The 19,933-nt window shown below is 55.4% G+C and carries 14 protein-coding genes and 1 tRNA gene; 6 read left to right on the top strand and 9 right to left on the bottom strand.

What is annotated here, in order from left to right; all coding sequences use genetic code 11:
* Positions 1–26: 26 nt before the first annotated feature.
* The 4 genes from M1E12_RS10630 to M1E12_RS10615 form a co-directional block, all read right to left on the bottom strand.
* The gene (locus tag M1E12_RS10630; RefSeq protein ID WP_479564682.1) at positions 27–728 is read right to left on the bottom strand and encodes a sugar transferase; all 702 of its coding nucleotides are present in this window, start codon (positions 726–728) and stop codon (positions 27–29) included.
* A 566-nt stretch (positions 729–1,294) separates the two neighbouring features.
* Positions 1,295–2,884: a CpsD/CapB family tyrosine-protein kinase gene (locus M1E12_RS10625; RefSeq protein WP_479564681.1), complete on the bottom strand. Its 1,590-nt coding sequence runs from the start codon at positions 2,882–2,884 to the stop codon at positions 1,295–1,297.
* 110 nt (positions 2,885–2,994) lie between these two features.
* A complete protein-coding gene (locus M1E12_RS10620; RefSeq protein WP_479564680.1) occupies positions 2,995–4,251 on the bottom strand; it encodes a polysaccharide biosynthesis/export family protein in 1,257 nt (418 codons plus the stop codon).
* Positions 4,252–4,365: 114 nt separating this feature from the next.
* Entirely contained in the window at positions 4,366–5,703 is a 1,338-nt protein-coding gene (locus tag M1E12_RS10615; RefSeq protein ID WP_479564679.1) for an O-antigen ligase family protein, read from the bottom strand.
* Between the two features lie 195 nt (positions 5,704–5,898).
* Here M1E12_RS10615 and M1E12_RS10610 point away from each other — a divergent pair, with 195 nt between their 5' ends.
* On the top strand, positions 5,899–8,541 hold the full coding sequence (locus M1E12_RS10610; RefSeq protein ID WP_479564678.1) for a glycoside hydrolase family 9 protein: 2,643 nt from the start codon (positions 5,899–5,901) through the stop codon (positions 8,539–8,541).
* Between the two features lie 120 nt (positions 8,542–8,661).
* Here M1E12_RS10610 and M1E12_RS10605 read toward each other — a convergent pair whose 3' ends face one another.
* Complete coding sequence (locus M1E12_RS10605) at positions 8,662–9,471, bottom strand: WecB/TagA/CpsF family glycosyltransferase (protein ID WP_479564677.1); 810 nt, start codon at positions 9,469–9,471, stop codon at positions 8,662–8,664.
* Positions 9,472–9,645: 174 nt separating this feature from the next.
* Here M1E12_RS10605 and M1E12_RS10600 point away from each other — a divergent pair, with 174 nt between their 5' ends.
* Together M1E12_RS10600 and M1E12_RS10595 are read left to right on the top strand one after the other, a co-directional pair.
* Positions 9,646–10,161, top strand: a complete 516-nt coding sequence (locus M1E12_RS10600) for a methyltransferase domain-containing protein (protein ID WP_479564676.1) — start codon at positions 9,646–9,648, stop codon at positions 10,159–10,161.
* A 41-nt stretch (positions 10,162–10,202) separates the two neighbouring features.
* Positions 10,203–11,135, top strand: coding sequence for a glycosyltransferase family 8 protein (locus tag M1E12_RS10595; RefSeq protein ID WP_479564675.1), 933 nt, complete (start codon positions 10,203–10,205; stop codon positions 11,133–11,135).
* A 24-nt stretch (positions 11,136–11,159) separates the two neighbouring features.
* Here the strand turns inward: M1E12_RS10595 and M1E12_RS10590 are convergent, their stop codons facing one another.
* Together M1E12_RS10590 and M1E12_RS10585 are read right to left on the bottom strand one after the other, a co-directional pair.
* Positions 11,160–13,271, bottom strand: coding sequence for a Gfo/Idh/MocA family oxidoreductase (locus M1E12_RS10590; protein ID WP_479564674.1), 2,112 nt, complete (start codon positions 13,269–13,271; stop codon positions 11,160–11,162).
* 17 nt (positions 13,272–13,288) lie between these two features.
* A complete protein-coding gene (locus M1E12_RS10585) occupies positions 13,289–14,311 on the bottom strand; it encodes a glycosyltransferase family 2 protein (protein ID WP_479564673.1) in 1,023 nt (340 codons plus the stop codon).
* A 508-nt stretch (positions 14,312–14,819) separates the two neighbouring features.
* On the opposite strand from M1E12_RS10585, the gene M1E12_RS10580 reads away from it, so the two are divergent.
* Together M1E12_RS10580 and M1E12_RS10575 are read left to right on the top strand one after the other, a co-directional pair.
* Positions 14,820–14,909, top strand: a tRNA-Ser gene (locus M1E12_RS10580).
* Positions 14,910–15,277: 368 nt separating this feature from the next.
* A complete protein-coding gene (locus tag M1E12_RS10575) occupies positions 15,278–17,095 on the top strand; it encodes a site-specific integrase (protein ID WP_479564672.1) in 1,818 nt (605 codons plus the stop codon).
* A 411-nt stretch (positions 17,096–17,506) separates the two neighbouring features.
* Here the strand turns inward: M1E12_RS10575 and M1E12_RS10570 are convergent, their stop codons facing one another.
* Positions 17,507–17,818 carry a hypothetical protein gene (locus M1E12_RS10570; protein WP_479564671.1) on the bottom strand — a complete coding sequence of 104 codons (312 nt, stop codon included), beginning with the start codon at positions 17,816–17,818 and terminating at the stop codon, positions 17,507–17,509.
* A gap of 357 nt (positions 17,819–18,175) precedes the next feature.
* On the opposite strand from M1E12_RS10570, the gene M1E12_RS10565 reads away from it, so the two are divergent.
* A complete protein-coding gene (locus M1E12_RS10565) occupies positions 18,176–18,793 on the top strand; it encodes a hypothetical protein (protein WP_479564670.1) in 618 nt (205 codons plus the stop codon).
* A gap of 746 nt (positions 18,794–19,539) precedes the next feature.
* On the opposite strand, the gene M1E12_RS10560 is transcribed toward M1E12_RS10565, so the two are convergent.
* Positions 19,540–19,851, bottom strand: coding sequence for a hypothetical protein (locus tag M1E12_RS10560; protein ID WP_479564669.1), 312 nt, complete (start codon positions 19,849–19,851; stop codon positions 19,540–19,542).
* Positions 19,852–19,933 lie beyond the last annotated feature (82 nt).

The raw sequence follows: 19,933 nt of genomic DNA, 5'->3' as shown, positions 1-19,933 counted from the left end.
CACGTATCCTAAGCAGGTGCTATAAACTAGAGGCCCGTGCCGCCCCTAAACTCGTTCTTGATCGTCGTGGCAAGAATCCAGAGATCGAGCCAGATATTGTAGTTCTGGATGTAATAGAGGTCGCACGCAATTCTCGACTTCGCCTTGGAGGGTCTGTCGGTTGGTCCTCTTAAACCGCGAACTTGTGCAAGCCCGGTCAACCCAGGCTTCACTGCGTGACGCGCCGCGTAATTCGGCACCAGCACTTCATACGGCATACCTGCCGCCATCATTCCGATTGCGTGACAACGTGGTCCGACAAGCGACATGTTGCCAAGCAAGACGTTCCATAGTTGTGGCAACTCGTCCAGGTTTGTCCGCCGCAGCCAAGCCCCGACGTAAGTGAGCCGCGGGTCGCGCGCAACTGTCTGGTTGATACCAGTCGTATCGCACTGGTCCGACTTCATAGATCGGAACTTGTAGATAGTGATCACACTGCCGCGAAGGCCCCACCTGCGCTGTTTGAAGAGGACAGGCCCCGGGCTATCCAATTTGATCAGCAGCGCCAAAGCAATAAGTGCCGGCAGCAAGAAAATCAGAGCGCTGGCAGAAATGACAATATCAAGCGAACGTTTTAGCTTCGAACTGGCTGCAATTTCGGCGCGAGCTTTTGCTTGGTGGGGAGCGAATTCGGAGAATTGGCGCCGCATATTAATGATCCGCCGATGAGACGCCGGAAGGTACGCCATGAAATCACCACATCCCAATAGTACAATCTGAAAAGCTCTATTGTGAGTATAAGCAGCTTCTGGTGTATTATCAACCAGTTGTTAACCTTTGTGCATGTCAATTTGGGACAGCTGTAAAGGCTCTCTGCTTTGCACCCCAAAATGGACGCACCAGCGGACTCAACACATCACGATTTTAGGATGCGACTTTCTCGGGAAAGGCAGTGGCCGCGCAGCATTAGGCGCGCAAACTCAAGGGGTCATTTCGTGACACTGGCTGTGTTGTTCGTGTCAAGGCGAGGCTCAGAACCGTAGTATAGCCCAGACGCGATCACGACCACTGCCGACCAGCATGCTGCCGAAAAGAGCGCGGCGTATAGCAGTGCCTTGATGCGTGGTGACATATGGTCTCTCGAGTGCAGCAACAGTGAGAATCAACCGTCGCACCCAAAACTAGCATAAATATGTCATGCATTGATATGTAGCAGCGGCACAAACCTGGGCGAGAAATCACGGGCTAATTTACTGCAAGCTCTTTGAACGTCCTGTGTTTTATAGGCACCGATTGCCGACAAGGTTCAGGCTGCTCACCAGGCTCGCGAGAGCGTTGACTGCTTTTGAAGCAGTGTCGCTAACGGCGAAAAGACCCGCCTCATCCGCGCCTGATCCGCCCTATTCAAAACGGCGCCGGCGAGCTTTTCCTGAACCTCGGGATTGGCTGTGAGCGCAGCGTTCAGTACATCGCTCGTCACCCGCCCCCATTCAACCACCAGCACAAACTGATCCACCATTCGTGCAGCGCTTTGAACATCGCCGATGGCTATCAGCGGCGGCAGGTCGATGACCACAACGTCGTACAAGGCGAAGAGCTGCGTTAGGCGTGCGTTCGCAGTCATGCCTGGACGATGGGGCCGTGTTGACGGAACTCCAGAAGCCTCTTTCTCACTGGGCGGCAAGCCGACCGGCAAAAGGTCCGACCCCGTGTTCTTGTCGAATATGACGTAGTCCAACAAATCCTTGCCGTCGCTCGAAGAGATGTCGCGCAGACCTCTCTGGCCGCGACCGTTCAGGATGCGGGAAAGTTGGCTGTCATAGAGCTGGCCGTCCACCAGAAGGGTGCGCTGGCCCTGCAATACCTTCATGGCGGCAAAGTTGGCAGCGACCGTCGTGGCGCCTTCACCGGTGGCGGTCGATGTAAATCCGACAACCAACGGCCCGCCATGCCCATCCGGCTTGGCCACTTTGGTGTCGATGTGGCGGAGCGTGTGCCACAGCTGCGCCGGCTCACCTTTCGCAATCATCGCCAAGACTGCAACACTGTGCCTGTCGCCGCGAGCCCCTGGAGTTCTGAGGGTCGGCAAAAGACCAAAGCAGGGTCTGCCGCTGATGCGGGCGAGCTGTTCAGGTGTTTTGACCCGGTTATCGATGACCGCTGACGCAAGAATGAGAACCACAGCGCCGGCAGCACCCACTCCAATTGCAGCTGCAATAAGAAAGACGCCACGAACATTGCTCTTCTCCACCGGGGGCAGGGCCTCTGAGACAACTTGTGCATTCGGGCCGACTTCTTGCAGCCTTTCTCGTAGCCAACTGCTTGCAGTTTCTGCGGCCTCGGACCGGTCCTGTTCCAGTTTTTCCAGATAAGTTGCGGACACGGTGTTCGCGACTTGCGCTGCGTATTGCGGATCCTCCGCGGTATAGCTGACGCTCACCAGATTGCTCATTCCACGACGCTGTACCGCAAGCGTTCGGCGAAACTCGTCAAGGGCCTTTGCTTCTTCCATGCGCCAAGTTGCTTCCTCCTCGGGAGAGGCTTCATTCCCTCGCGGCGCCAGGATGCCCAGCTTTAACAAGACCTGATTGAGGACCGTGTCAGAGTCGATGATCTGTATCTGGGTCTCCAGGAAAGTCGGATCAAACTGATTCTCGGTGAAGTAAGCGTCGTCGCGGCTGATGCTCAGCCTCAGGTTGCTGATGTTCAGCGTGGAGACCGCCGTGTATTCTGGCGGCCGAAGAAATACATAAGCCACAGCGGCCCCGGCGAACAAAGCAGTAATCGCGATGACGAGGAGGAGCTTTCCCATGATGGTCCGGACCATCCATCGGAAGTCATAGGCGCTGTCAGAAGCCACCGGCAAAGCGTCGTGAGAGACATCGTTCAAATCAGCCGAAGGCATTCTTACCTCAATTTTCTTTGCTGTCGCGCGTGGGCGTCGTTTGGGCGTGTCGTCTGAGCCGAGCCCCTCTGCTCCCCGAGTATGTGTATGCGGCACAGATGTATTCGACATCACATTCCGTTCCGGCTCGAAAGTTCCACCTTGATGATGTCGCCGGGCAGCACCGGGGTGATCTCGGTTGCCTCAATCTCTTGCATGGCCTCAGCACGCCCGCGAATGATGATGTACCGCAGCTGAGGTTGTGAGCGGGAGGTGCTGCTCGGAGAAACCTGCCCGCTTTGTGCTGTGGCACCCGCCACCAGTTGGTCGAGTGTCTCGAGTTGCTGTTCGGTTTCCCGTATCAACGCATTCGTCCGCTGAAGCCCTTCCTGGGCTTCAGCCTTTCGCGTGCTTTCCAGTGTTTCGATGCGAAGCTTTGCTTCCTGCACAGCCCGTTCTGCCCGCACGCGCTCGAATTCCAACTGTCGTTTCTCACGCTGAATATCGAAAACGTCCCGTTGGAGAGGCAGGCGGCGGTTGGTCGCGAGACCCGCGTCTTCCAGACGGGTCGCCTTCGCAAGCTCGTCTTCGTAGGCGTTAAGGTTTGCTTCGACGGTCTCGAGCTGGGTCGCGATGGACTCTATTTCTGCCTCATGCAGTTCAACCATCGCCTGCAGTGTTTCGGTTTGTTTCGCGAAACTTTCCTGGCCTGCTTGGAAGAGCTGCTGTTGCTCTTCCAAGGCTCGCAACAAGGCAGGCGACGCATCTGCTGGCGCAGGTGGAAAGGCGCGGTCGTTGATCTCCGCTTCGTAGCGCACTTGCTCGGCGCGCAGCGTTGCCTGCCTTAGTGCCGTGACTTCGGCCTCTCCCATTCCGCTGATTGACGTTCTCGCAAGATCCCACTCGGATATCCCGACGGCGCGATATATCCCACTGGCGATGCTCACGGCATTCAGCACCAGCATTCCGGGTCTGTAGGCATACTCGCCAGGCGTGGTGACGGAGCCCAGGATGTAAAAGGGGCGGTAGCCAACAATATCTATCGTCACATCGGGGAGCTGGCGCTGTTTGGACTTGTCCTGCAACCGTGTGGCTATTGCACTCGCCAGCTCTGCAGGTTCCAGTCCAAGTGCGCGGATCTCCCCGACGACTGGTAGCGCTACACTGCCGTTTGAACCGACGGCGACCTCCACGTTCAGTGCTGGCCACTCCGCCACAAACACTCTCAGACGATCCTGAACGTCGAGAGTATAAGTCTCGGAGGCACTCGCCGGAGCGGGGATGCCAAGAACTGCTAGAAGGATGGTGAATATCGCCGAAGCGGTTCTCGCTCGATGTTTGCTGGTTAGGCCAGCTTTACGCAGTTTTTCGATACAGCGAGATCTCATACTGGTCACCGCAAGCTACCTTTCTGCGAGAACCATTCTGCAGAAGTCTGATCCGGCCCTCTACAATAGCGAAAGGGGGCGCCCTTCTCAGAAGATTTTCTTTTCGCCGGCCAGTCAAATGATTTTTCTGGCTAAATCGTTTTCAAGAGGGATTTTCCTATTTGCTGACCTCAGGTATTTGGATGAAACCCCGAAAATAATACCCATCGTGATCACCATCATATATTGGATCTCCTTGGAATAGATAATCCATTCCAGAACAGAATGGAGATACACGATGATCAGGGCGAGTACGCATCCTATCTGGATGGCACTGTCTCTTCGATTTTTTATCCGTAGGCCCGTTCTCAAGCCGACCGCGAGCGGTGTGATCAACACGAGGATGAAAGCGGCAAGGCCCAGATAACCGGTCTCAGCGGCAGCCAGAAGATAAGCATTGTGTACGATCGCTCTGCGATTGGCTTCAAAAGGCAAGACCCCGCCGCGGTCCGAATAGCCGAAGTTCTGCGCGGCGTAGACATAGTGGTTCAGCCCGATGCCCATGGGGAAATCCTCCAGGATATAAGCTGAGACACTGTTGAATGCTGCGCGCTCATCATAGGCTTCTTCGTTGAGCGGTGCCCTTTCGAAACGCTTCTCGAATGTGGCCACAACGACGGGTGCAGCCAGTGCCACGACCACCAAGGCTGCGCCAATCGAGGCCACTTTCCGTTGGGTTACGCCCTGCATGGCGGAAAACCCGAAGGCTGTGGCCATGCCGATCGCAGCCGAGCCGACCGAGCCGCGCGAGGCGGTGAAGATGATCGTAAGCAGAGACAAAAGGATTGTCGGACCGAGGTAAGTCAGTCTCTTTGTCCCGGCAAGCAGCATGATCACATGAGGCAGCAAAATGAAATGGATCGCCATGCCGAGCGTGTTTTGATGGATGAAGAGACCGGTATTTTGGGCAAGATCCAAGCCAAAGCGTTGCCATAGGACAGCTAGGAAATTGGCGAGAAGTCCCAACACCATTCCCTTGAGGATGAGATCGGGCACGTCCCTGAACGCGCATGCCCTCGCCACGACCGCCATGATCAAGAGCATACGACCAAACTGCCACAAGGCGAATGTCGCGGCCAATGGTTCAGGTGCGGCTATCGCGCTGCCCACCCCAACGGCAATGTAGAGCGCAAATGGCAGAAAGTAGATGACGGGCGTTCGATGGGCGGGCAAAATGAATAATGCTATCAAGGCCAGGAGGTCGATGACCGTTACTTCTATACCTGAAACGAAGCCGTGCCAGTCTTCCCATGATGCGATCCCGACATCCAGAAATGGTGCAGAAGAAAGCAGGAACGGGAGAGCGCCGAAGCTGAGCCAGAACAGTCGCGTTAGCCAAGCATATTGTCTAATCAGCAGGGCGATTGGAAAAAGGCTCAAAAATAGCATAGCCACGAAAGCAAATTTCAACATGATCTTCCTTGATGGGCGGCGCTCTATCTTTGCTCAGTATTCGTACCATACTGTTTGAATGTGGAAAGGTTTATAAGCTGTATGGCTAGATCGTTGATGCATCTCCTCTTTGTGAGCTTCATGCTCATTTGCGTGCCTGGTGACGGTAAGGCATTCGGAGACCCGGAACGAGGCTTGCGTGTCCACGAGATAACAATGGCCACGCCCGACACGATCGCGGTCGAAGTTCGGGACGCGGCTTTCATGCGTGGCGGTATCTCTGGTCTGGACCACGCCATAGAGCTTCCAGTGGGCTCATGGGTCCGCCAGAATGGAGCATGGGCGATGGTAATCGGCCCAGAGCGGCGTCATGTTAGAGTGGCGGATACTCCGCCCGATGAATTTCTCGACAGAACCAGCTACGACGATCCAGCTCGTTATCGGATCAACGATCAGCCGCGCGTCATGTCCGTTTACCGAAAGTCGATGCCGTATGACTCCGGCCTTTTTAGAGGCGATGACGGGCAGACGAAGTCGGGAGCAGCATTCAAGCACATGCTGTACTTGAAGCTGGATCGGGCGCTTGAACCCGGCGAGTACCGGATAAGCTGGCCAGATAGCCGCTTGCAGCCTCAATTGTTCACGTTTGACCCGTTGAAGACGCGCGCCCTGGCGCTGCACGCCACGCAGGTCGGCCATGCCCCAGCAGATGTATCAAAAACCGCGTATCTTTCACTTTGGCTGCCGAATGGTCCTGATCATGGTGCGGTGGACTTCAGTCGGTATGGCATCGACACCTTTTCCATCATTGATGACACTGGGGCTGTCGTTTTTTCTGGTGTCGTTCGACTGCGAGCGCGGCCATGGGACCCCGAGCCCGGCAACGGTCTTCCTTCGCCTCTCGTGGATTATGCCGTAGGGTCGCCACATCGGTTGGAGGGTTTCAGGCCGGGATCGGTCCCGTACCTCTACGCGTCCGATCACGGTCTGATGCAGGGGCAACGCGTCCTTTTTCAGCGCCTTCAAGGTGATCAGGATGCCTCTGCACTGGCCGCTACGGTCCTTCAAGTCGACGAGCGAGGCTTCAGCATTGTCGATGCTGAACGGCCGCTGCCCGACGTCATCGCGCCAGATGCGACGGTTGTGGCGACCCATAAGGCCAATCGAGCGGGGACTTTCGTCTACGAGCTGGATTACTCCGCCTGGGTTCCAGAGCACCCAGGCCTCTATCGGATCGCCATTGGCGGTTTGGGTGTCAGTGATGTCTTCGAGATTGCCGAAGACCGATGGCATTTCGTGGCTGCGGTGAGTTTGGCAGGCCTCTATCATCATCGCAGTGGCATCGAGCTCGACGGACGCTTCGGTTATCGGAGGCCGAGCGCTTTTCGGCCCGGGCCCAATTTGAAGATCACCCAGAGTGCCTTGCCGCTGATCTGGTCGTCAAACTGGCCCGGAGGCTTTGTCATACAGGATGACGGGCTGAAAGGGGCTTGGAACACCGGAGTTGAGGCGCCGGGAGAGTTATGGGGCGGGTATATGGATGCCGGCGACTGGGACAGGCGAATCCAGCACCTTGCAGTCTCCGATGCTCTCCTTGATCTTTGGGAAGCGCTTCCCAGTGAGAAGCGCGGCATCGAGTTCGGCATTCCAAAATCGAGTGAAGTGCTGCCGCTCGAACAGTATGCCAGCCTCGACGGGGTCAGCGACCTCATTCACGAGGCGGTATGGAATATCGACTTCTATCGACGTTTGCAGATGCCGGATGGCAAGGTTCGCGGCGGCATAGAGAGCACTAGCCATCCGCTGCCGGGCACAACCAGCTATCTCGAGCATTTTCCAGTTTACGTGTATGCGCCCGACGTCGTTTCAACCTATCGCTATGCGGCTTCTTCAGCGCGTTTAGCACGCATCTTGACCACCCTGGATGCGGTGGAACTCGCTCACCTCTATCGCGACAGCGCGCTCGCCGCATGGCGTGCTGCGGAAGAGGGGTATTCTGATCCAGAGACCTTTTACAAGGAGGCGATCGCCGCAGCGAACGAGATGGGCGCCTTTGGGACTGCCTCCTGGAATTCGCGCAAGGCCCAGTTCCAGGCATCTGCTACTGGATTTCGTATTTCAGCCGCATCTTCCCTCTTTCGTCTCGAAGGAGATCGCAAGTTTGCTGAAGTTTTCGAGGCGGGATGGCGGGTAGAACGCGATCTCCACATGCATAAGGGCGACGCAGCTTGGGACTACTACCGAAGCAATGGCGCCAACCAAGCCATCCGCCGGGAAATCGAGGAAACGATCATCCGAGAGGCTCAATCGCTCCTGGCTACCCAAGCCACCTCAAGCTATCCGAGCATGAAGCACCCTTTCGCGCCAGCGGGGTGGGGGCAGGGCGGTGCTCCGGACATCTCTCAGAGCCAGTTGCTGTTTAGAGCTTATCAGATCCGTCGCACACCCGAGATCCTGGCCCTGTTGCAGCAAACACTGCACGGACTGCATGGCGCCAACCAGATAGGCATCAGCTTCACGACGGGGATTGGCGTGCGCCAGATCGAGCACCCCCTCCATGAAGATCACAGGTCGATGGGAGTGGCGGCCCCAAAAGGTATTACCATTTATGGCTGGGCCCCGCAGAACGCCTCTGCCTATGGATGGGTCTTCGGGCCGGAGTGGTCACCATTGTCGGAAGTGGGCTCGATAGAGAATATTGGCCATAAGCGTATCGAGCCGCAGCGCTTCGCCTTGCCCTATTTTGAGTATCTTGTTGAGCACCCGGCTGTGATCATTCAGCAAGAGTACACTGTGGACCAGACGATAGGGCCCGTTGCTTTCCTCGCTCTTTTTCTTGACTCCCAGCCGAGCCGTTGAAGAAGAGCCTAGTCCCGGCATCCGATCTACGTTTTATGAAGGTCCGAGATCAGGTCAGAGCCGCGAAGAGGGCGCGTTTGATCATGTCATCCGCGCTTGGCACGAAGGAAAACGCTGCGCTCAGCTCGCTTCCCCGGGTGTGCTCACGCTCCCCATCAGCTTGCTTCGCTTGACGACTTCCTTGACGCAGAGCCAGGCAAGTGGGGGGACTGCATAAACGTAACGGCGCCATAGACGTCTTGGGTTCGACAGAAGCCGATGAAGCCATTCCAGGGCAAGTCGCCGCATGATTGGTGGAGCACGCTTTTGCAGGTCCGTTATGAATTCGAGCGATGCCCCGCAACAAATGCAGATCCCCGTCGCTTCGGGGTGTCTTGAGATATCTTCGGCCAGCAGCTCAGATTGAGGAGAGCCGACGGCGATGAATATGAAATCTGGTCGATGCTGAGCCGCAAAGGCAACACAGGCTTGCATCGCATCAGGCTTGTTGATCAGCCCGTCCGGCGGGACATGGCAATGAAATTCAACTTTCGGAAACCGTTCCGCCATTCGGCGGCCAACTTCGGCATAGGGGGCGATCAGGACCACCCTGTCGTGAGGCCGAATTCTCTCGTGGAACAGGTGGGACGTCAGGTCTGATCCCGTGACAAGGGTCATCCTGACACCCAAGAGGCGCGCTATCCAGTAGATGGGTTTGCTGTCGCAAAGGGAGAGCCAGGATCCCTTGTAAATCTGTCTCAGTTTCACACTGTCACGCATCCGAACAACATGGTCGACATTCGGTGTCACGACGTAGCGAAAGTGCCCGCTTCCGCGCTCTGCATCAATGCGCTTTACCACTTCATGGAACGTCAAAAAGTTATAAGGGACATCCATAAAAATATGTTTCTGATCTGTACTCTTCGTGACGGATTCGATTGAAGCGATCATTGTTCATAAAGCCTATCGTCGAATAAAATGAATTAATTCGAATGATACGCGTTATGTATATTTCGTCAATTATTACGTGTTGAATCTGTATAAATGAGCGGGAAGTGCTGTGGTCTGGATGCCGAAAGGATCTGATGTTCGTCGTTTTTCGGTTGGTGCAATCGCTAATTGCCCATGAAGCACGTTATTGATTGCCGTCCATCAACAATCGGATATCTTGCCGAAGGGTGCCATTCCGAGGCGACTTTTCAGGCTGATGCAGCACAAGGAGATGCCTGCGATGTCGCAGGTTACAATGATGGTAGTTTCGATGTCGTCTTCAGCAACAGTGTCATTGAGCATGTGGGAGATCGCATGGCGCGCGCCAGTTTCGCCCGAGAGGTGCAGCGGCTTGGCCGCGCTTACTGGGTTCAGAAGCCGTGCGAGTATTTCCCCATTGAAGCTCACAATGGTTTGCCCTTCTGGTGGTTCTATCCCGAAAGACTAAGGCGGGCGTTCATTGCCCGCTGGAAGAAAAAGTTGCCTGAATGGACCGAAATGATCGAGGGCACGAACATTGTGTCGCGAGAGGAATTGCAGCATCTATTCCCTGATGGGAAGATCATAGTCGAGCGTTTCATGGGGCTGAGGAAGTCCTACATCGTATTCCGGAGTCCTATTAGTTCGGCGGGTGCCGTTGATCTGATGTGACTCGAGAGTCGATGGAATGGAGACGGGGTGGAGGCCTTTAAATGGCAGTCGACATAGTTCTCTGTGCGGATCGCGGAGCCGTTCTTGGGCTCGCTGCAACCGTAAGGTCCGCACTTGAGGCGAGTACGGATACCATCGATGTACACGTTCTTGTCACGGGAGTTGGACCCGACGAGCAGGAAAAACTCCTGCGCTCTTGGAATCACAAAAGATGTGGTCGCGTTCGCTTCTACGAACTGAATGCAGACAAACTGGCTCATTTTCGTTCGACGAGATACCTCAAGAGCAAATCTTCCTATGCTCGCTACTTCATCGCGATGCTTCCGAGCTCCGTTTCCAGGTGCATTTACCTTGATACCGATCTCTTGGTATGCCGCGACCTTGCGGAAGCCGGCGCGCTATCACTGCAGGGGTACCCTGTTGCTGCCGTAGCCGATGTATCGGTGAGGACTCGTGGAGAGTGGCCAGAGCTTCGCCACAGGCTCGGCCTGAGGGACGAGCGGACGTATTTCAACGGTGGTTTTCTGATCATAGATCTGGCCGCGTGGAGAGCACTGGATATCGAACGGAAGCTCGTTGAACTTTCGATCGCCGCCTTTGACAGGTTGGATTCACAGGATCAGGATGCGCTGAATATCGTGTTCGAAGGGCAAACCCTTCTTCTGGATCCGAGCTGGAATACCTCCCAATATGAAAACCCGAGCACTCTTTCGGGCCGGGTGGTGCATCTCATTGGCTCTGCTAAGCCGTGGCACGCGCGATATTTGTACCGACCCGAAGACCCTGACCTGAACAGGCGCATGTATGACAGCTTCTACGCTGTTCTCGACCGGACGGAGTACGGTGGCTTTCGACCTTGGAACCCCATGGGATTGGGCATTCTGGCGGAGACCATCAAGCGCAATATACCAACGGCCGACATGGTTGTTGGGAAATTGAGAAGAACATTTCTCAGGGCAACAAAGCCTTCGTAGGAGGCTGGCAACCCGAGGCCTCAATCAGTAGCCGAAGAGCGCTGGACCGCCGATCATGCGTTCAGCGAATCTGCGCCGATCGGTCTCAGGTTCCCAACCCAGCACTGCCTTCGCGTGTGCATTGCTGAAGATCGACAGGTGTGCACGTGATCGCCAGTCTTTCAGCGACGGGCGTCGAAGGTGTGCCTGCCTCAGCAGGTATCGTTTTAGGCTGTATTTCAGTGTGTCCACGACGTAGTAAGCCGACAAGTTGCCCCGTTGGACATTGATGCGCGTCCCGGTCAGTTCCTGGATTGCGTCAAAGTAGTCGCATGCCGACATCATGGGTTCGCCAATCAGATTGAAGGACTGCCCAATAATGTCCGCTCTCGACATGCGTGCGAGAGCCTCCGCCACATCCTCGACCAGAACAAATGGCAGAATGTTCCGACCGTCGCCCCATACTTTCACGGCAGCAGAACCGTTCCACCGACCGATTCCCCAGTGTTGCAAAGGTCCGCCGGCGCCGACAACGATCCCCGGACGCGCGATCACCAGTGGCAGCCCCGCGTTTTTCTGCAGCTCCGACAATTTGGCTTCACACAGTGCCTTCGACCGAGCATAGAGGTTGCGGTTCTCCATGTCCTCCGTTGAACCGAAGCCTGTCTGCTCGGTAATCACTCGTCCGGGAGAGGAGGCATCGTAGGACGCGATAGTACCGGTGTAGACGAAGAGTTTGACGCCCGCTTCAACCGCGGTCTCGCCAATTCTCTGCGTGACGCCGACGTCGTTGTCGAGATAACCCTGCCACGTGTTTTCCGTCGCTCGCCCCAAGTGATAGGTCGTCTCGATGTCCTGCATTGCCTTCCGCAGGCCGTCGCGGTCATTTGGTGAGACGGGAACGAGCTCAACCTGATCGCCAAGTTCGTGGAATGGATTGGACTTTCCTCGACTGAGGACACGAACCCGCTTCCCCTTTTGCACGAGGTTGTGCGTCAAATACCTGCCGATAAAGCCGGTTCCGCCTATGATCAGTTCGGTCGCAGGTCGCTGCGCGGCGGAGACGCTGGCCGGCATGGCTGGGTTGTCTTGTCTGGGAATGCACGCGGTCGTTCGCTTTATCGCGTCGATCACCGTCACCGCGGAGTTTGCGTCGAAACGCCTATCGATCGGTTCGTTGCGCGCCATTGCTTCGTAAAATGAGCCGATCATGCCCAGAAAGCCGAGCGCATAGGGAGACTTCTGATTCAGCGAGAGAAGCTGCTGTTTGGCGTTCGCTGTACCCTGCCGAACATGCTGGCCAGCCGCCGAAAACTCGTTGAAAAGCGGACCAAGAATGAGCTCCGATGTGTTTGGCCTTTGTAGGACAAGCGTGTCGGCGGCAAGGTCAAGACGTGCCGTGCCAGCAACACCCCTCAATGAGACAGATCGATCGTCCGGGCCTTCGACGAGCGAAAGCGATATTCGCACGTCCACATGTCCGGCTCTGGCTGAGATCAGCCAGCCTTGCGGAAGCGCCACACCCGTCGGCAGGGTGATGGGCTTGCTGAGGCGCAGGTCGATATCGTCAAGTTGGCCGAAGAGATCGACGGCGAAGGCGAAAAGGTGAGGCCCGAGCTCTAACAGAAGGTTTTCGGGAGAGCGAAGCATCCACAGTCCATAGGGACCGCTGCGGAGAGGAGCGAGCGGGTATCGCCAGTGAAGATCGGCAGAATCGATGCGCCCCGGAAAGCCGCCGGCGATGAGCTCCTTCAGACGTCGATAGGATGGCAGGCCCAGGAAATTATGATTGACCGCGACCAGACGCTCAGCGCGCGTCGCCGCATCAAGCACCGCTTTCGCGTCGCTTCTTGACAGCGCAAAGGGCTTTTCGACGAGGACATGAACACCCGCCGCGAGGCAAGCTTCTGCCTGTTCCCGGTGTAGGTGCGGTGGGGTCAGTATATGAACGGCGTCGCAAGCCCCTGCCGCCAGCATTTCGCTGAGAGTTGAGTAGGGGGCCGCGCCGTATCTGTCCGCCAAAGCCTTGGCGGCTGCCGCCGCTGGATCGCAAACCGCCGCCAACTTTACACCCTTCAGCTGAGCGAGGGTCTGCGCATGCCAGGATGCGATATAGCCAGCACCCACCAGGCCGACTCGAATGACTTGATTTGACATTGCGCAATACGGTCCCGTTACTTGTACTCGATGATGGTATTCGCCCTGCCACGTGCGCGCCGAACCCAGTAGGTGAGGGCGCCCTTCAGATTGCAGAACTTGGAGAGCGTCAGCAGGAGGCCAGCGAGCAATGCCTCACGTGGCGGGAAACCCTGGCGGAGAAAGCGCAATGTGCTGCGGGCGCAGGAAAAAAGATACAGCAGCGCGACACCAAGCGTAATCCACGGATGAAGGAAGAGCCCCAAGACGGCAACAAGAGGAAGAATGGCACCCCAAAGCCACATCCGCCTGCGTTGCGCGAGAAAATGGGCGGGATGCAGCGCGCCGACCTGCGCGAAACCGTGACCGGCCCTTTCCGCTCTTCGCCACCACTGGCCAAATCGCGTCATATTGGCATCGTGGAGTGTCATCTCTGCATCCAGCCGCCAGACGCCCCATCCCGCCTTGCCAAGCCTGACACAGAACTCGTCGTCTTCGGCTGCTATGACATCCTCGCGGAAGCCGCCGACGCTTTCAAAGGCTGAAACTCGCACCATGGCGTCACCACCCGAGGCGGCGGCCTTTCCGAGGGGAGTGTTCCATTCCCAGTCGCACAGCCTGTTGTAAAGCGATGCCAGAGGAAACTTTTCACGGCGGCGTCCGCAGGCAACGGCGATGTCAGGGTGGGCCAGCATAAAGTTTGTGGAGGTGACAATCCAGTCGGGGTCGATGACGCAGTCGCCATCCACGAACTGAACAAAATCAAATCCGATTCCGGCAGCCTTGAGCGCTGCATAGCCTGCATTGCGGGCGCGAGCAGCGGTGAAGGGCACCTCCATCGATAACTCGATGACCTTTACGCCGCTCCGCCTTGCGTTTTCGACACTCTCGTCGGTTGAGCCGGAGTCGACGTATACTGTGTTGGTGGCGAACCTCCTGATCGATGCAAGACTCGCCTCCAGCCGGACGCCTTCGTTGCGACCTATCAGAATGATACCCACATCGTTCGCTATCGTCGCTGGGACGTTTTGAGGCGCTAGCTGATCGATGGTAATCTCCATCGGTGGCTGAAGAAACATGTTTCAGTTTGCATTGAAGGACACGAGGAGCAAAGTAAGATTTATAACATCTACCACCGGATCTCATGAAAGCTACGGTTATGTCTCTGTCCTAAAGCATAAATCTCAATGCTTGAATTAATTGAGTATCTTTGACGAGGATCAGGCTGCCATGATGAGCTCTAAGTTTCGTTTCTGGGCGTTCCGCTGAGCGTCTCGGTGCGAACGACGGAGCCGAGACCAGGTGTGATTGCTGTTCTTCTAGGTGGGAAGATCTAATCCTGAGCAGATCTACAGATGCCGCGGAGGCATGACCCGGGAACTATCTTGAAAACCTCCTTGGTTTGTCGCCCTTGGCGGGCGACGGCGACCGAGACCTTGCTCATGATCCGGACAGGGAAGTTGAAACGGCCGCGCGACTTCTGAAAAAAACCGTCATATTCGCTCTTGCACGGGGGGTGAGTTGCCGCTATGAGACAGCCCGCGCCACAGAGCGCCGACCAATGTGACCGGAGAGGTGGCTGAGTGGTCGAAAGCACCGCACTCGAAATGCGGCATACTCGCAAGGGTATCGTGGGTTCGAATCCCACCCTCTCCGCCAGGTTGTATAGCCACTCGCTACCAGCTTTTACAGCGCCTTGAATTTAAAGGCAATTCCCCGGTTCTTCACGAACCGTTACGGAGATAATGGCAATGCGAGTAGCGCAAGATGTACACGTTACGGTATCGCGTCCGGTAACGAATCACGATGGTCTCTCAACCTCAACCAGCGATCATCCGGACGCCCTTCGGCAGGGCGGCCCAGGTCCTTATCTGACGCGCTCAGGCTCCGTTTACATTTTTCAGATTAGGGTGCCACGAGACCTTGCAGGCAATTCAAAGCCGAGCCCGATCCGGATCAGTATCGGGCCATGCCTGCATCGTCGGGCGCGCATTGTTGCTGATCTTCTCGCGGCAAGAGCTCGTTTGATGTTCGAAGAGCTGAGGGCGATGGCATTGAGCAATGAAGATAAGGAAAATGATCCGCCGCCCCCGAGCGAACTCGAAGTTGCGACCTGGCTCGGCCAGGTAAAGGGAGAGCTTGAGGTTCTGTCTTTCTTCTTTCGCCAGCCTGTTGCTCCCATCACTCTTGAGGATCAGAGCAAGCTCGCCGGGATCCGGGATCTGGTTCAAATCAGCCAGCAAGTCGAAGCAAAGGAACGCGGCGAACCCCATTCGCCGATCGTCGTGGAAAACGCAGAGGCATTGCGTCGGGCTGCTGCCGCAAAATTCAACGTCGAAGATGCTGCGTCGACGCTAACTCCGCATGCCCCGTTTGCGCCCGCGCAGATGGAATCAACTCCAGTGCTGGAGGAGGGTAAACAAACTTCGCAGATCGTTACGCCAGTCGAAGTTGAGCCTGTGGCTTCCGTCGCGGGGGGCATTGAGGTGTCTGCACAAGAGCCGAACTTAACCCCCGAAACAAAATCGGCAGCCTTGTCAAACACGACGTCTTTGACGGGACAAGCTGACTTGCCTTCAGCTCAGCTGGCTACTCACAGTGTTTCCCGGACCGAGAAAATTCCCCTTGATGAACATGGGATGCCGATCTCTCTCGACAAACTGGACAGAAAGTTTGTTCACCGGGCACCCTCGGATGTACCCAAATTTAGCGTTGTAGCGCATCAGTATATCCAGAGCCGGATCGATCAACACGGCGGATACGAAGGTCGGAATATCACAACCGCGAAAATGCGAATTCAAGTTTTTCTCGATCTCATCGGAGACCACCCGGCTGACCGATACAGCGGCGTGGATCTTCAGGCGTTCGTCAATCTGATGGCGCATTGGCCGGGGGATCCAGATGAGCGGCTCGAAAATGAAAGCGCATTCGATACCCTTGAACGCTCCAAGAGAACAAATTTGAAACCGCTTGCGGACAAAACACTGCGCGAGGGTTATGTAGCCGTTGTAAAAGCCGCTCTTCGCTCAGGGATGACCAAATGGGGCTACCGTGATCCATTTGCTGGGGTGTCGTTGCGCTACTCGAAGGGCCATCGCAAATCCAAGCCGACCGTGCCTTTGAGTTCCGTGCAGCTCAACCGTATTTTCGAGGAAGGGGTGAAAAGCGGTTACATCGATAACACCCTGTTGCCGTTGCTCGGACATCTGACAGGTCGTCGTCTTGGCCTGCTCACATATTTGAAAGGTAGCGACATCCGCGAAAAGTTTGAAAATGTGTGGATCGCTGAAACCGACGGTATCGTCGAAGTCGATGGTGTCTGGAAGCGAGTGCCTTATAAGACTGGAGACAGCCTCAATTACTTCGTGCTTCACGATTTCCTACGGGAAATTGGCTTCATCGACTGGGCGAAGCGTAGGGGTGATCAATTCCTGTTTCCGGATCTTATCCGCTTGAAGGATCCCGCCGGCAGAGCGTCCTCATACATGGGGCGCTTGTTCGAAAAGGCTGGAATCGAAAAAGGCAGGCGCGAAGTCTTCCATTCTCTCCGGAGCGGGAAGATTGATGATATGCGGTCCAAAAAAATCGACGATCGCGCACGCAAAATGCAAGTTGGACATGCATTGGGCGACGACGAGCACTCGAATTACGGATCACGTGTCATTACTGAAGACCATGCGTTCGAAATCGCATTTGCGCCACTTAGCGAGCGCGTCGATTACACTGTCTTCAAGGATCTCGATTTTGACAGGCTTGCTCTGAACCGACGCATGAAAGGGCATCGACAGCCCGTTGTCGAAAAGACGGAAAACGTGCGCAAGCGTTTGGCGAAGAAAAAACCGTAAGGCTGGTTTCAGGTCCGCATATTGGGCATGGGCGCTTACCCAAGCTTCACTGTGCGTTCCGGTTTTCTTGTTGGGGGTTGCGTTTCGGGTGCCGGCATGGTGCATCGCTGAGAGTTCGCAATCCTGGACCGTTAAATACTCTTCTGCATCGATGGATGCAGAAGAGTCTGGCTCAGATTTCAGGATGGGCGCTAGCGCGCTTGGCTCGAGCTTCCCATCGTCAACCTGTCCCTCGAGATAGCCGCTCATCAGGACATTGACCCTCAAAAATCGATTCTCGGATAAACGCCGTTACATGGAGTAATGGGGGGAACAGAGGCAGTTGGATGGGTATGGCGTTTGCGCCGATAGGCTTGCGCGATCAATGGACCTGTCGACAGCACAAAGTGCTGCCGAAGATTGGTCGGCAGATCACGCACCGAGATGGCGCTTTGGCCGGAAGGGTGAAAGCGTAGGATCGTATTTTTTGACAAGCTCCCAGAAAACCTGCTCGGCTTCGTGTTCGCTGAAACCCTGCTCCACCAATTCCGTCAGCAAAGAGTCGCACACCTTGCTGAGTGCTTTCTCGGGACGGAGACGCCCCTTGGCCGCAGTGATCATTTGCCACAGCAGAACACGTGCCAAGTCATCACGATTTGGGCGTCGCTTTTCCCGGGACAGTTTGCGCAAATTGCTTTGCCTCTTGGCCTGATTTTCCAGCTTCTGTTTTCTTGATTTTCTCATGGATTTTCTCCTGTTGGGTTGAGCCATGAGTTTCATCGGCGCTGATGCAAGAGACAAACGGCGTGATGTTCGCCGGCCGACGAGCGCATACGTTTCCTGCAATGTTGGCACTCCGGAAAGCGTTCTTGAGGTCAGAATGTTCTAAATGCAATGAGTCTGTATGAAGTGCTCCAAGTTCAATAATATTTGTGTAGAAATACATCCTTGAGTTCTTTGAAGAATGCTATGCGTTATTCCAATATCGAAATGGTTTCAACTATATGTTAATTATACAGTTTGACATCCGCCAATATATAGCCTATTACGCATTATCAATATTGTAATTTCACTTATTGATATAAGTTATGGAGACGAGAAATGAAGTACAAAGTTTATGCCCAGCGCCTGAGCACAGAGGTAATGGAGCTTCCCACTACGGATAAGTGGGAAGCGCTTAAGCTGGCCGTCGAGAAGGTTATTGAGGCAGGCGATAGCAACGTGATCCGTGTCGCGACGGTTGATACTGACGGATGTGTCTACAGTCAGATGATACCAGAATTGCGATGGAGTGACTTTGAATCGCGCGGCCTACAAGAGGGAAGCGACGTGTCGCAAATCGCCAGCCAGTTCCGCTTGCAGATAATCAAGAGTTTGAAGATCATCGAGAAGGTCGCATGCGACTTCTATTCACTCCCCGACCTCGCGGCCGAGAGCAACTGTACCGAAGATCAGGCGCTCTCACATGTTGATATTGAAGATGAATATCGCACGCTGAATTGGCTTATCGAGATTGCCCGAAAAGCGCTCGATCTGCCGGAGTATCGTTTTGTCCCATTGTCAGAACCCGTTTCCGAACAGCTCAGCGACGAAGATGATTACGAGGAAGATTACGACTGGTGCGGTCCCAGGCGACTGGATAGTGTTTATCCCGCACGGTTCTACCGCAATCTACCCCGGTCGCACCCCGATGCATTTAGGCAGACGGAGAGCGCCTGAGTTGATTACGAGGGCCCAGTGAAAATCCTGGGTCCCTTTTCTTTCTGTTAACCCTGAGAAGTGCCCCTCAAGCCGAACTGTGTCGTTCCGAGCGCCGGGACACAGTTCGGTCCATGATGGTCGCGTTTCAGCGACCTGTTCTTAGTCGACGTAACCTGAGCATGGTCAAGGTGAAGACAGTCTGGAGACTCTCTGGTTTGCCGACCACGGATGCCCCAGTTCACCGGCCGATATCTGAATTCATGATCCTTAGGCCCGCAGACCATACGTTCATCGAATCTGCCGACAGCTATCGCATCGTATCTTCAACAGGATGAGTTGTTTCCATTTAAGCGAGCGGCCGAGGGCGAAATTGCATTGAGGAGTCCGTCTATCCCCTCAGTGACGGTTTTCAGATCGGTGCGACGTCGGCGAACGGCTTCATAGCTGTTCTTTGCAACGCAAAGCTCTGAGATGGCCCTTCCTGAAACGATGTCTTCCTCACTCAGCATAAGAGTCGTCGGCGTTGGAAGCTTGCGATACGTCCGGGAAAGAAACGTACACGAGTTGGAAAGCCGGATATCCGTCCCTCGAATTAACAGCGATGGGAGATCTCCTGAGCCTGGAGAGCGCAACTCGCTCGTTTAGCCTCAGGAAGCCTTGCATCAGGCCATCCCCTTTAAGGACGCGTTAGCATCCCGTTCAGATCGTCGACGAGAGTTTCAAGCCGAACGAAGGCAGGAGCCAAAAAACTTGTCCGCTACGAGCTACAGCAGAACCTTGATGGATCCGATCGACAGTCGAAACGCCGTTTGCGCCGGAATCGCCGTTCCCTGGGTTGGAATCGACAAATCCTCATGCTGAATCGCGCCAGCGTAAATTGAGGTGAATTGACCTGATTTACCCGCAAGGCGATTCCAATCGACTTGATTTGCGAGCAACTTCGATCCGCTTGACTGCGAGGTATGTGACCCTGATGCAGGTTGCTGGTAAGTTGGGGTAGCCTCGCGCAAGGAACTGCCAAGCCTATCACGACCTCCCGATTTCTTGAGGACTTGCTGCGTCAGCGCTCTGGTCATGAACGCTCTCCCCAGCATGTGCCACGCTGTAACTGCAGGAATCGATCTTACGGAGTTTGGACACGGGAATCTTCAATCCGGT

The sequence above is a fragment of the Rhizobium sp. K33 genome (genome assembly GCF_056501445.1).
Note: the sequence above shows the minus strand (reverse complement) of the source record. Positions and strands in the feature narration are given on the sequence as shown.

What these genes read in the sequence shown, in the direction of transcription:
- M1E12_RS10585 (WP_479564673.1), bottom strand. Translation starts at nt 14,311, where the DNA reads ATGGAGATTACCATCGATCAGCTAGCGCCTCAAAACGTCCCAGCGACG.
- M1E12_RS10565 (WP_479564670.1), top strand. Translation starts at nt 18,176, where the DNA reads ATGAAGTACAAAGTTTATGCCCAGCGCCTGAGCACAGAGGTAATGGAG.
- M1E12_RS10605 (WP_479564677.1), bottom strand. Translation starts at nt 9,471, where the DNA reads ATGATCGCTTCAATCGAATCCGTCACGAAGAGTACAGATCAGAAACAT.
- M1E12_RS10595 (WP_479564675.1), top strand. Translation starts at nt 10,203, where the DNA reads ATGGCAGTCGACATAGTTCTCTGTGCGGATCGCGGAGCCGTTCTTGGG.
- M1E12_RS10625 (WP_479564681.1), bottom strand. Translation starts at nt 2,884, where the DNA reads ATGCCTTCGGCTGATTTGAACGATGTCTCTCACGACGCTTTGCCGGTG.
- M1E12_RS10560 (WP_479564669.1), bottom strand. Translation starts at nt 19,851, where the DNA reads ATGACCAGAGCGCTGACGCAGCAAGTCCTCAAGAAATCGGGAGGTCGT.
- M1E12_RS10575 (WP_479564672.1), top strand. Translation starts at nt 15,278, where the DNA reads ATGTTCGAAGAGCTGAGGGCGATGGCATTGAGCAATGAAGATAAGGAA.
- M1E12_RS10620 (WP_479564680.1), bottom strand. Translation starts at nt 4,251, where the DNA reads ATGAGATCTCGCTGTATCGAAAAACTGCGTAAAGCTGGCCTAACCAGC.
- M1E12_RS10630 (WP_479564682.1), bottom strand. Translation starts at nt 728, where the DNA reads ATGGCGTACCTTCCGGCGTCTCATCGGCGGATCATTAATATGCGGCGC.
- M1E12_RS10610 (WP_479564678.1), top strand. Translation starts at nt 5,899, where the DNA reads ATGGCCACGCCCGACACGATCGCGGTCGAAGTTCGGGACGCGGCTTTC.
- M1E12_RS10615 (WP_479564679.1), bottom strand. Translation starts at nt 5,703, where the DNA reads ATGTTGAAATTTGCTTTCGTGGCTATGCTATTTTTGAGCCTTTTTCCA.
- M1E12_RS10600 (WP_479564676.1), top strand. Translation starts at nt 9,646, where the DNA reads ATGAAGCACGTTATTGATTGCCGTCCATCAACAATCGGATATCTTGCC.
- M1E12_RS10570 (WP_479564671.1), bottom strand. Translation starts at nt 17,818, where the DNA reads ATGAGAAAATCAAGAAAACAGAAGCTGGAAAATCAGGCCAAGAGGCAA.
- M1E12_RS10590 (WP_479564674.1), bottom strand. Translation starts at nt 13,271, where the DNA reads ATGTCAAATCAAGTCATTCGAGTCGGCCTGGTGGGTGCTGGCTATATC.